The organism is Streptomyces sp. NPDC054932 (genome assembly GCF_053610205.1).
The window spans coordinates 16,141-29,463 of the sequence record NZ_JBSGXU010000022.1; the positions used below are offsets into that span (position 1 = coordinate 16,141).

4 protein-coding genes are annotated in these 13,323 nt (G+C 72.2%); 1 reads left to right on the forward strand and 3 read right to left on the reverse strand.

Features of this window, described 5'->3' with window-relative positions; genetic code table 11:
* Window positions 1-6: 6 nt before the first annotated feature.
* Window positions 7-10,869, forward strand: coding sequence for a hypothetical protein (locus ACWGE1_RS09160; RefSeq protein WP_453419879.1), 10,863 nt, complete (start codon window positions 7-9; stop codon window positions 10,867-10,869).
* A gap of 62 nt (window positions 10,870-10,931) precedes the next feature.
* On the opposite strand, the gene ACWGE1_RS09165 is transcribed toward ACWGE1_RS09160, so the two are convergent.
* The 3 genes from ACWGE1_RS09165 to ACWGE1_RS09175 are packed head-to-tail and all read right to left on the reverse strand — an operon-like array spanning window position 10,932 to window position 13,229.
* Window positions 10,932-11,156, reverse strand: a complete 225-nt coding sequence (locus tag ACWGE1_RS09165; protein WP_453419880.1) for a hypothetical protein — start codon at window positions 11,154-11,156, stop codon at window positions 10,932-10,934.
* A 59-nt stretch (window positions 11,157-11,215) separates the two neighbouring features.
* Window positions 11,216-12,817, reverse strand: coding sequence for a hypothetical protein (locus tag ACWGE1_RS09170; RefSeq protein ID WP_453419881.1), 1,602 nt, complete (start codon window positions 12,815-12,817; stop codon window positions 11,216-11,218).
* Window position 12,818: 1 nt separating this feature from the next.
* The gene (locus ACWGE1_RS09175) at window positions 12,819-13,229 is read right to left on the reverse strand and encodes a hypothetical protein (RefSeq protein ID WP_453419882.1); all 411 of its coding nucleotides are present in this window, start codon (window positions 13,227-13,229) and stop codon (window positions 12,819-12,821) included.
* Window positions 13,230-13,323 lie beyond the last annotated feature (94 nt).

Sequence of the window (13,323 nt, forward strand, 5' to 3'; positions counted from 1 at the left end):
GGCTTTGTGTCCATTCACATCGAGCGCCCCACCTCGGCGGACACGCCCCAGGATGATCCGGCCGCCTCACCTGGTCCGCTGGCGCTTCCCGAGGGGGCGCAGTCAGTGGAGGAGGTGACGGGCTACCACGCCCTCGTCAAAGGCAGTGCGGTCACCGTGTTCGGCCCGGGCGGCGCCGAAATCGCCTCCGCTGCCCGCCGGGGGTACAACGACGCATTGGTGGGCCAGGTCGGTGACACGCGGCTGGTCAGCGACGGGATCGGGGACAGGCGGCTGACGCAGTTCGCCGTACTGGCCGCGCGCCACCACCGGGCGGCGGCCGACCCGGGCGTCCGCGACCGGGTGTGGGTGCGGTGGGAGGAGGACGGCGTCGCCACGGTGTACGGCACCGACAAACACGACGACGCCGACCGGCGGGCAGTGAAGGCCGGCAACCTGTACTGGTCGGGGCAGCGGCAGGGGTGGGCGACGGGCCGGAAATGGAACCCGGGCACCCGCGATCGCAACCTCGCAGCAGTGCTGCTGGCGTTCTCCCGGCAGGACCGCAACGTCGTGATCCTGGGGCCCGGGCAGACGCCGGAGGACCTGGCCGCCGCGCCGACAACGGTCGCGGCCCCGGTCGTTCCGGCACAGCAGGACCCGCCGGCCGCTGCAGCACCCGCCACCGTGCCGCCGGAGCCCGAGGACTTCACCGGCCTCTCGTACGAGGAGCTGGTGGCGGCGGAGGACGCCGCCGCGACGGAGCGGTCGCGGGCGTACAGCGTGGAGACGGATCAGCGGTACAAGGCGCTGCGGCAGGAGCGCGGGGAGCGCCTGCTGGAGCGGGTGGCGACGTCGACGGCGGTCACCGAGATGAGCGCTGAGGACTTGGCCGCCGAGGCCGAGTGGTGGCAGACGACGATCTACAAGACGCCGTTCCACTCCTCGGATGAGAACTTCCGGACTTTGGATCGCCGCAAGACGGCAGTGACCGTGGAGCAGCACGTCCGCATCGCCCGGACCATCCTGGCGGGTCCGGCGGTGGCTGACCTGGACGACGCGGCGGTGGAGAGCGCGTACGAGCAGATCGGGTCGACGTGGACGCGCCTCCCGGCCGACCACGAGCTCCACGACCAGGTCACCGATCGCCGCAAGGCCCTCAAGGAGGAACGGGTCACCCGGCGGGCGCGGTCCTACGGTGAACGGACGCCGGTGGGCGAGATGCCGCTGGAGGACCTGATCGCCGAGAGCGCCGACCTGGGGTCGCTCGTGGCGGGACACGCTGAGCAGTCCGCCTACTCGCACAGCGAGTCGGTTAAGGAGGCAAGAGCAGAGCGCCTGCGAGCCGTGGAAGCGGAGTGGTACCGGCGGGGCCTGGAGCAGCACCCGGGCGCCGCCCGCGCGACCCTTGGCCGGGACGTCAGCGGCCGCCGCGGCGTTCTGATCGACGGTTCGGAGCGCTCCTACGGCTACGTGGAGCGCCAGGGGCGGAAGTTCCGGTCCCTGGCGGGCTGGGACCAGCGCAGCAGCATCGGGGACTTCGACTCCGGGCCGGCGGCGATGGCCGCCCTGGTGCAGCGCTACGACCAGGACCCGGAGACGCTGCCGCGGCGTACGTGGGGCCGCGAGCGGGGGGTGATGCTGCCGGTCAGCTCCCATGAGCCGCTGGTGTCGTGGCTGCGGCGCAGGCCGGCGGAGCTCTCCCGCGAGTTCGATCGGGTGCTGAACATCCTCACCGACTACCAGCTGCCGACGCAGACGAAGGTGCTGAACCCGCTCACGAACCAGGTGATGCGGTCCTACCCGTTCACCTTCGAGGAAGGGCTGCTCGCGGAGCTGGCGCGGATCGCGGAGCGGACCACGGAGGACCTGCGCGAGCAGTCCCTCAACGATGGTCTGCCCAAGCGGGAGCGGGAGGCGGCCAAGCGGCGCATCCCGGCGATGGGCGCTGCGCTCATCGGCATCAACGCGGTGATCGAGCAGGTGCGCGCCGCCGGCGGCGACGTCGAGCGGCGCGGAGTGGACCCATCCCGGCTGGCGGCGCAGATGGCAGCCCTGGTCGGTACCGTCGACGAACACGAGGGAGGCGAGGCGGATGGCGACGAACAGCCAGTACGAGACGCTGCTGCGCAGGCACTGGGAGGAGTTCCGGCCGCGGGAGCTGGCGGCGATGGAGGACCCGGATCGGTTCTTCCGGACGCTGGGGGCGCAGATGGGCGAGGCGATCGCCGCGGCGGAGGAGGACCTGGAGGAGAGCCTGGAGCCGGAGACGGACTACCAGGCGCGGGTCGGCCAGATGCGGCAGATCGCGGCGACGGCGCGGGAGCAGGTGCTGCGCGAGATGCTGCCGCCGCCGGAGGACGCGGACGACCAGGCGGCGCCGATGGGTCCGGAAGCGGCGGAGCTAGCGGCGATCCGCAGGGAGCTGGAGAACCTGTAGCACGGTTCCGCCCCGATCCGGCCGACCTGCCGCGCGGCCCGTTGGCCCGCGCCGAGGCGAACCTCGAAGCCGTCAAAGTGCTGCGAACGCTGGAGGGCGACCGCCGCGGCGCCACCGCGGAGGAGAAGCGCGTCCTGGCCCGCTGGTCGGGCTGGGGATCGGTCCCGACCGTGTTCCTGGACGAGCCGGACCCCGATGAGCCGACCTACCGGCCCGGCGGGGAACGGGAGGGCAGCTTCGAGACGGATCACGCCCGCTGGGAGGCGTACTCCCGGGTGCGCGGCGAGCTGAGGGACCTGCTGGACCCCTTCGAGTGGCGGGCGGCGTCCCGGGCCGTGCTGTCGGCCCACTACACCCCGCAAGGCGTTGCCGAGGCGATGTGGCAGGGCCTGGCCGCCTACGGCTTCGACGGCGGGGAGGTCCTGGAGGCCGGCTGCGGCTCCGGCGCGTTCTTCGGGGTGGCCCCACAGGCCGCCCGGCTGACCGGCGTCGAGCTGGACCCCACCACCGCGGCGATCGCCGCCCGGATCTACCCGCACGCCAACGTGCTGCCCGAGTCCTTCGCCGACACCGATGCCCCCACCGGGACGTTCGACGCGGTGATCGGGAACGTGCCGTTCTCGCACCACACCCCGTTCGGCGAACGGCGCTTCGGCGCGGACGGGCAGACCCTGCACAACGGCTTCATCATCAAGAAGCTCGCGCTGCTGCGGCCGGGCGGCTACATGGCCGTGATCACCTCGCGCTGGACGCTGGACGGCGAGGACACCGCCGCCCGCCGGGCTATGGCCCGCTGGGGCGACCTGGCGGGTGCGTACCGGCTGCCGGCGGGCACCTTCGGCGAGACCGCCGACACCGACGTCGTCGTCGACGTGCTGGTCTTCCGCCGCCGCGCCGAGGGCGAGGAGCCGGGCGATCAGGGGTGGATCGAGGCGCCGGAGCGCGAGCTGGGCGGCGCCCGCCTGCACGTGAACGCCTACTTCACCGAGCACCCCGAAGACGTGCTGGGCCGCCTGACATCCGAGATGGGCCAGTTCGGGCCGAAGGTGACGGTGCAAGGCGACCCGGGCGCGGCTCCACGGCTGCTGCGCGAGCGGATGGAGGCCGCCGCCACCGCGGCGATCGCCGCCGACCTGGGCTACACGCCGCACGAGGACGGTCCCGACCGCGCGCCGCTGCTGCTGCAGACCGCCCGCGACAAGCACGCCACGGACTTCACCGGCCGCCTCTACACCGATGACCAGGCGCGGATCTGGCAGCACGTCAACGGCGCGGACCCGGTGCGGGCCATCACGGCGGACGGCGTCACTGGCACCGAACAGCTGCGGATGCTGCTGTCCATGCGCGACGTCGCCGGGGAGCTGCAGGAGCTGGACCGCACCGGCAGCGACCCGGACCGCGCGAGCGAGGTACGCGGCCGGCTCTCCCGGCTGCACACCGCATACACCACGGCGTACGGGCCGCTGTCGCGGCCCCGGCAGACCCGGCTGGCGCAGCCGACCGATGAGGCCCGGGCGGCCGCCCGCGACGCCGGCGTCGTCCTGGACGCCGAGGAGCGACTCCCCACGGGCTGGGGCTGGTTCCGCCAGGATCCGCACGCGGCCGTCGTGCTCGGTCTGGAGCACTGGGACCGGGCGAACGACCGGGCGGTGCTCTCCGAGGTCCTGACCCGGCGGCCGGGCGCCCGCCGCGGCGACCTGGAGCCCACCGACGACCCGAAGACGGCGCTGACGGCCGTGATGGGCGCCACAGGCGGCGTGGACCTGCCGCTGATCGCCTCGCTGCTGGGCACCACCCCCGAAGAGGCACGTCGCCGCCTGGGCACCGAGGTCTTCGACAACCCGGTCACCAGGAAACTGGAGCACGCCGGCGCCTACCTGTCCGGGCCGGTACGGCAGAAGCTGGACCAGGCCCGCGAGGCCGCGGCCACCGACCCGACGTACGCGGTCAACGTCGCCGCGCTGGAAGCGGCACAGCCGCCGCCGAAGTCCCTGGGGCAGTTCACCGCCCAGCTCGGCGCGCACTGGCTTCCCGCCCCTCTGGTGCAGGGGTTCCTGCGGGAGTACCTCGGCGACCCGACGCTCCAGGTCAGCCACAACGAGCGCTACGGCTGGTCACTGGCCGCCGGGAAGGTGCCCGACGCGATCAATGCGCTGAAGGGCACCGACCGACGCTCGGCGGTGCACATCGCCAAGGCCCTGCTCGGGCGGGCCTCCATGGTCGTGAACCAACTGGACGGCGTCGGGGTGGACGAGGACGCCACCCGCGCGATGCGCTACAAGGCCGACGCCATGCGGTCGGCGTTCGAGGACTACTGCACCGCCAGCACCGCCCGCGTCACACTGCTCACCGACGCCTACAACCGGCAGATGAACGGGCACGTCGTCCGCAGCTACGACGGCCTCGCCCCGACCCTGGCCGGGTTCACCACCGAGCGGACCCCGCACCCTTGGCAGCTATCGGGGGCCGCGCGGATGCAGTTCGAGCGCGGTGTGGTCCTCGCGCACGAGGTCGGCCTGGGCAAGACCACCACGATGGTGATGGGCTCGCAGGCTCTCAAGGCCTCCGGGCAGATCGCCAAGCCGTTCGCGGTCGTCCAGCCGCACCTGGCCCGGCAGTGGCTGGACGAGGCCAAGCTCCTTTACCGCAACGCCGACATCCGCCTGATCACCTCCGAAGACCTTGCCGGAGAGAACCGCCGCCCGGTGCTGGAGTGGCTGCGCTCGAACACCCCGGACCTGGTCATCTTCACCGAGGGCGCGTTCCAGTCGGTCCGGATGAGCCCCGAGCAGCAGGAGCTGTACCTCTTCCGCGAGATCGAGTCGCTCAAGGAGCAGCTGGAGCGCGAGCGAGGGGTGCCGCACAACGCGTTCGCGCTGATGAAGCTGGAACAGCGCCTGGCCACGGTGGAGGCCCGCATCCGGCGCAACGACGCGCCGATGCGCACCCCGGGCGAGGTGTACTGGGACGACCTCGGGTTCGACTATGCGCTCATCGACGAAGCCCACCGCTTCACGGCTGTCGGCTTCCGTTCGAAGGAGGCCGGTGGCGAGACCGCGAGCGTCCGCGCGGTGGACCTGCACCAAAAGCTCAGCTGGCACCACCAGATGGCGGAGTACGACGGGGGCCGCCCCACCGTCACCCTCGGCACCGGCACGCCGATGGAGAACTCCATCTTCGAACAGTATTCGGTCCTCGAACTGGCGGCGCCGTGGCTGCTGGACCAGTTCGGGGTGCACGGCCCGGACCTGTGGTCGGAGACCTTCGGGCAGAAGGTCCAGCGCATTGAGATGGCGCCGGACGGCAGCGGACTGACGATCGTGGAGCGGTTCTCCCGGTTCGTTTCGAAGTCCACGATGAAGACGATGTGGGGGCTGGCCGCCGACACCAAGACCGGCGACGAAGTCGGGATCGAAAGACCGAAGCTCGCCGGCGGCGCCCCCGAACTGGTGCTGGTGGAGCCGACCGCCGACCAGCGCTCCCGGCTCCAGTCCCTGGTGGCGAGAGGACAGGCGATCCACGCCGGCGACGTCACCCGCGAGGAGGACAACATGCTGGCCGTCTCCGGCGAGGGACGTGCGGTCGCGCTGGACCCCCGGCTGGTGGACGCCAACGCGCCCGCGGCGAACAAGCTGGTGACGGCGGCCGACATCATCGCGGCCGGCTACCACGCCCACAAGGAACACACCTACGCCGTCTCCAGCCGCGACGACACTCCGCACCCGGTTCCCGGCGGGCTGTTCTTCGTTTTCTGCAACAGCGGCACCCCCGGCAGCAAGAACAAGGGCGGCTTCGAGGCCTACGCCGAGTTGCGTGACCTGCTCGCCGCCCGCGGCGTCCCGCGCGACCTGGTCCAGTTCGCGCAGGACAACGCGACCCCGGAGAAGAAGGCCGCGATGTCCGAGGCCGCCAACAACGGCGGCATCGCGGTCCTCATGGGCTCCACCGAGGTCCTCGGCACGGGCTTCAACGGCCAGAACCGGGCCTACGCCCTGATGCACCTGGACCAGGACTGGACCCCGGCCAGCATGATCCAGCGCAATGGTCGCGTCATCCGCCCCGGCAACCAGCATGAGGAGGTGAACATCTACTTCCTGGCCACCAAGGGCAGCATGGACGCCTGGCAGGTCGGACTGCTCACCTCGAAAGCGGAGGGCCTGCGTGACATCCAGCGCCCGCCCGGCGTCGGTGACGACGACAACGACACCGTCGAAGAGATCGGCGCGAGCGACTGGGACTACGCCACGATGGCCGCCGAGATCGGCGGCAACCCCTTCATGAAGCAGTTCATGGAGGCCAAGATCCATCTCCAGGGCCTGGAGGCCGACCGCCGCAACGCGGCCGCCGACCGCGTCCGCCAGGCCGAACTGCTCCTCGCCAAGGAGACAGAACTCTCCAGCACTCGGCGTGCCGTCGCCGCCCGGGACGCCGCCCTGCCGAAGGTCACCGCCACCATCCGCGGCGGCGCCTTCCGCATCCGGATCGGAGGCCGCGACTTCGATCAGCGCGGCGAGGCCGGTCCCGTCCTGCGGCAGGCTGTGGCCGACGCCCTGCGCGGCCACAGCACCCTTGGGATGGGGCCGTGGACGAAGCTTGGCACCTTCGGCGGACTCGACTTCGCGGTGCGGCCGGAGATCCTGGACGGCGGGGCGGAGATCCGTGCCCACGTCGGCTTCCCCGACCTGCGGCACAGTGAATCCAAGTGCTCCATCGGCGACCTGGCCAACCCGCGGTTCGGCGGCACGATCATCGGCCGCCTGGCGACCGCGCTGGAGAAAGCAGAAGACCACCAGCTCATGGACCGCGAGCGCATGCCGGTCCTGGACGCCGAGATCACGCTGCTCACCGCACAGCAGGCCGCGGTCGACTATGGCCCGGCCATCGAGCACGCCCGCCGCCGCGTCGAGCTGCTGGACGCCGTCGTCGGGGCGATCACCGAGCGGGACAAGCTCCCCGAGCTGACCGAGTCCATGCTCGATCCGGAGAGGTACCGCACCCCGGACAGCCGCCAGAAGGCTGTTCAGGAACGCGCCGAGCAGCGCGCACCCCACCAGGCCAAGGTGGACCAGGTCGCGGCCGCCCTCGCCGCGTACGACCAGACGACCCCCGCCCCCGAACTACCCACGACCCTCGCCGCTGCGCCCGAAGCCACGACCCCCGGACCGATCGACGGCTCCGGTGACCGCGCGGCGACGGGGCATAACAGCGGCCCACCAGCGTCACGGGAACCGGCTGACGACAGAACCGAGGATCCGACAGCGCAGGCCGCGGAGCCGGACGGCGACGGGTACGGAACGACCGACCTGTTCGACGAGTTCGGGCTGACCCCGCCCGAGCGCTTCCCGGCCCGGGAAGAAGGCCCCGCGCCCGAACTGGGAGATACCGAGGGCATCCCCGAGGGCCAGATGACCTTGGAGGAGGTCCAGCCCACCATCGAGGCCTTCGCCCAGGAGGCGACGGCGCCCGCCGAGGCGGCGGTCACTGCCGAGCCGGAGCAGATCTCGCTGACTCCACCGGCCGAGCTCGCGGCAGCGGCCGATGGGCCGGCCGTCGCCGACTCCGACGAGACCGGACCCGCCGCTCCGCAGGAGGAGGGCCCAGGTGACCCGGTGGCGGTCCAGCGCGCAGAGCCCGACTGGTGGGACACGGCCGGTCCCGAAGAGCTCCCCCAGGGGTACCAGCCCTTCACGGACGTCTCCGTGGAACTCCACGAAGGCGACACCGTGCGCATCGGCTCCCGCCGCTACGCGGAAGACCGGCACCTTTTGTTCGGCGACATCACCGTGGCCGAGGGCCCCGAGCAGGACGGCTACTACGTCGGTCGCAGCGAAACGGGCGCCCGCAGCCGCCGCTTCCACCCGCGAGACATCGTCGCCGTGCCGGCTGGCTCCCGACTGGCGGTGGCTGCCGGGTCGGAGGAAGAGACGGCCGTACCCTCCACCGACACCACGGAGGGTCTCGCGGCACCTGCTGCGACGCCCCGCACCGAGCAGCAGCTCGGGCTGTTCGGTCCGCCTGAAACTGCCGCCCCGGCCGAGGAGCAGCCGGGGCCGGCTGATGCCGGCCGCCCCGCTGCCCCCGCCCCCGAGGCGCCTGCCGCCGCTTCCGCCCAGGGCGAGCCGTCATCGGCTCCCACCACGAACGGCGGGCGGCGGACCTTCTCCTGGGGTTTCGTCGACGGCGAAAGCATCACCTACCAGGGCCACGGGGACGGCCGCTACGAGCTCACGCTGCCCGGCGCCAGCTACCTCGTTTTCTACCCCTCCGTCGAATATCGGCGGGCCCACTATTCGGTGGCGCTCAACGACGCGCCGCTCGGGGTGACGCCGAAGCGGCTGCGGCGATTCGAGGACCCGGAGCAGCTCGTGCCCTGGGTGCGGGCGCACGCCTCCAAGCGGCAGACGGGGTACGAGTTCCGGGATGGCGCCTGGATCGAGGTCCCGCCGACCGTCACGACAAACGAGGGCCCCGAGCCCGACGCGGCGCCCACTCCCCCAGGGGAGATGACGCCACCGCTGGTCTCCGCGCCAGCCGCAGAGGAGATGCAGCTGGATCTCTTCGGCGCCCCCACCGCCGAGCTCGACCGGGCGGAAACGGACGAGGAGACGGCGCCTGGGCAGCCTGGCCCGCAGGCCCCGCCACCTGGGCCCGAGGAGTCGACCGTGACCGCCGAAACGGCGCAGGACGCCCCCGCACCCCAGGTCGAGGCAGGCCCGAAGGAGAGCCCCAGGGAGTCCACCGGCGAACCGGCAGGCGATGTGGAGCCGATCGGCGACCCCGGCGTCGACCAGGCCCACGAGGTCGACTTGGACCAGGCACCGGTGGCGCCCGAAATCCCGGTGGTCGAGACGGTCGAGGAGGCGGAGCCGCACGGCGCCCCGACCCCCGGCCTTCACGACCCGCTCGACGACTCCGTGCTCGAAGCCGTACTGGAATCCGCCGCCCGCGACGCCCGCGGCAGAAGGCCGGAAGCCGAGCCCGATCCCGGACAGCAGGATCACCCTGATCCCGTTTCCGACCCGCCGCACCGCACCGCAGACCCGCAGAACGCGCCGCCTGCGGCGCAGGACCCTATGGAGGTACCCACGATGGCCACACCAGCGGACCAGGTGAACGGCCTTGGCAGCAGGCGACCAGGCGACCACCTACCCAATAGGCCCTGGTGGACAGAAGCCGATGCCCCGGAGCACATGCGGCCCTTCCTGCCTCAGCCCGCCCCGCCAGCCGCTGCGGCGGCACCGCCCGGTGAGGCCGGTCACGACCTGCCCGAGCCCCCGGACAGCGTCGACTGGCCGGAGTTCGAAGAAGCACTGGCCGCCTGGGACGAGCTCGGCCTCCCTGTCCCGGCTGCGGAGGTCCGCGCCGCGGTAGCCGCAGACGTGGCCGTCCTGAGCCAGCGGGTGGAGCCGCCAGCAGCGGCGGAGCCCGCGCCGGTAGCCAGCGCGCCCGGCAGCCCGGACCCGGCGGCGCCCGCGGCCGCCTCCGCGCCGCCCGCCACACCACCAGCGCCCGCGGCTGCTCCCGCGCCGCCCGCTCCACCTGCTGCGCCGCCTGCCACGCCTGTCGTGGCACCAGCCGTTCCGGATGCGGAGGCAGCCGTCGGTACCGCCTTGGCCGGGGCTGACGCCCACGCCGAGAGTCTCCAAGGCCACCCCGAGTGGCAGCGAATCCAGAGCGTCCGCGGCGCCCTTGGACACGTCTGGGACGTGATGAAGGAGAAGGCCGGCGCCTACTGGGACACCCTGCGCGCCGACGTGCGGTTCCAGGGCTTCTGGAAGACGGCGGCCATCCGGGCCTGCGAGGCGATCTCGGTACACGCAGCGGCCCTCGCGAATCGCCTCCGCCCCGGCACAGGAGACCTTCCCACCGCCGACGCCCTGCTGAGGCTCTCCGACGCCACCATCACCTACAGCACCGTCGCGGCCGCCGAAGCCTCCTCCACGCCTGCGCCGCCGGTGGCCGAGAACGCGGCCGCCGCCGAGCCGGCGATGCAGCGGCTCGTCGAGCGGAGGACCCCGACGGCGTACGCCACCCGCGACGACGCCGTACGGGCCGCCGAAGAGGTCACGGCCCGCTTCCAGAAGTGGATCAACACCCCCATGGGGCAGGAGGCTCTTGGCTCCAGTCACATGAGGGTGATGGCCTTCCGGGACGCGTGGCGACAGCTCCCGCCGCACGACTCCGGGCCTGGTCCTGCCGTCGGCCCGTACGGTGTGGTCGCCGAACGTGCACAGGCGCTCGTGGCGATTGCCGTCAGGTCAGCCCGCTTCGCCCCCGCAGACGTCCAGGCCCTGCAGGGCCTGGCGCAGGCGGCCGAGAAACACTCCGCCCGCCTCTCGGTGACCCTGCCGCCCGGGACAGCCAGGCCAGCCCAGCGGGTGGCCGCGCCGGCCCCGCGAGTTGCCACCCCCACGGCGCCCGCGGCCCGCACCCCCCGGGCATCGGCTTAGGCCGCCGGCTGTGCCGGGCAGCTTTTGCCCGGCACAGCCACCCGCAAGGGCGCGGCCGCCAGCTACATGGCGGAGCGCAGCATCCCTGCCGTCTTGGCCATGGCGGCCTTCGTCGACTCGTCGGCAGCAGTGCGCGCGGCGTCCTCCAGCAGCAGGGTTGCCGCCTGGAGGAGCCCGACGTGCACGGGCACCGTCTCCAGCCCCGTGAGCGCGGCCATGGCCTGGTCGGTGGCGCTCTGCGGGATAAGGCTGCTGACGCCCCGTTGGGCGTGTATGGGTGTGCTCACCAGGTGATTGTTGCGGATCGGAGTGCTGAACCCGTCGCACGAGAGCAGCTTCGGCTGCCTCACCGGCGCATCCCCGGACGGCGGCCGATCACCAGGTCGGTCGGGACATGCGCCCGGGGCAGGACTCGTTGCGGAGCCTGAACCGGTTTCGCGGTGATCCACTTCTGTTCCTGGGCGATCGACCGATGGGCGGCCGCGTCGAGCATGGCCCGTGGCACGGGAGTGCCCGCGCTCTGCGCGGTGGCCAGGAGGGCGGCCGCGCCCTTCTGTTCCGCGCCCATCACCGCCGAATAGGCCCCAGTCAGTGACTCGACCTGTCGGGGGTGGGCGGGGTAGAAGCGCCTGTCCTTGTCGAGGCTGGGGGGCCGGTAGTCGGCGGAGTTGGTCACCAGGCCGGTCTCTGCCCGCCGGACGACCCACGGGGCGGCGGCGGCCATCTGCCAGCCGGTGGCGGAGAGCCGGTACGCCGAGGCGGCAAGCGCCCCCTCGCCCCCGGCATCGGCGACGATGTCAGCGGCCGGCCGGGCCGCTCCCGGCGGTTGCTCGGGAGTCCACTGGGGGCCGAACAGCAGCTGGCCCAGGCGTACGGCACTGGTCCGGGAGATCACCACGGCGGGGTGGGGGTCGGTCGACGGCATCTGGACGACCCTGCCCTGTTGGACCTGGGCGTAGCCCGGTGGCGGGAGCCGGGGATGTTCCCGCGGATCACCGGTGTCCACGACGTCTTCCCAGGCATCAGCGGCGGCCCTCCAGGTCTTTGAGGACTCCCTCAGTGCCGTGGCGGCGTTCTTGAGGCTGTCCCGGACCGCGCCGTCCGCCGTGTCCTGCGCGACGTGCAGCAGTGTCCGGCCCGCCAGCAGCCGACCCATGGCGTTCCAGCGGGAGATCTGCTTGAGGTCCGACCCGCTCAGCCGCTGCTCCGAGCGGTCGTGCAGAGCGCCGTATGCGGCGCGCGAAAGCCGCTCACTGTCCTCGGCAAGGCGAGCCGTCACTGCACTGGTCGCATCCGTTGGCGCAGCCTGGACCGGTTCCACGGGAAGGGCGGCCGGGAAGCTGGCCACGTCGTGATCGGCGTCGCGGGTCGACGCCCGTGCGTAGACGGACGCATGGTCGAGGGAGGTTCTGGCCTGCTCGAAGGCGTCGATTGCGCCGGGATGTTCGGCGCCCTGGGCGAGCCGGTGCACGACGTGTCCGGCCTCCCAGGCGACCTCGGAGTACCGCCGGGCGAGATAGTCGAAGGCCTTCTGATGCCGCAGAAGGTAGGCGTACGGCGTCAGCGGGGCACGGTCGGGGCCGAGATGGCTGTTGATCGTGTCGCGCACGGCGCCCATGGCCTGCGTCGCGGAAGCGATCCGTTCCGCAGCCGGCCCCCCCTCTCCCTGCTGCGGGGACAGGTATCGGCGAGCGGTGCCCAGCGATTCCCGCGCACGCCCCAGACAGTCCTCTAGGTTTTGCTCCGCCCTGGTCAGGTCCCGCTCTTCGGTCGTCGGCGCAGGCGTGTACGCCCGCGGACCGAGACCCTTCTGCACCTGTGCCAGCAAGCCGTCGACTTCGCCGGCCAGGGCGGCCCGCTCGTCAGCTGCGACGGACGCGAGTGGAGTCTGCGCCACCTCCTGGAGGCGGGCGACCGCGACGTCGAACAGCTCCCCGAGTGTCGCCACCTCACTGCCCCCGGACTGCGGCCAGTGCCACGGCGGCGCCGGACGCCAGATCCTTGACCTGACCCAGGGCGCGCGAGGTCCCTTCGTCTACCGTCTCAGCGGCCGACAGACGCGTCAGCGAACTGCTGACGCGTTCCAGGAGCCGTACGTACGGGGCGAGACCCGCAGGGCCGGGCTCAGGCGGCGGAGCCGTGACCGGCCTGCCGGTCTCCGGGAGCGGGAGGCGATCCCGTCCCTCCGAGCACTTCTGCGCGGCGATCATCGCCTGAAGCTCATCGCTGTCTTCGTCGAACGTGATGCTGTCGCACAACCCGGTGGTCATGCTCAAGACGTCCCAGGCCGCCGCCAGCACCGCGGCCGCGTCCTCGGAGTCCAGCAGTGTGTCGAGCCTCAGCAGTGCTGATGTAGACATCAACATCCCCTCCTACGTGTCGGAATGGGGATGATCGTCCCACCCTGATCGCGACCGGCGAGCCGGCCTGTGGATAAGGCCCGCCTTGTGGATA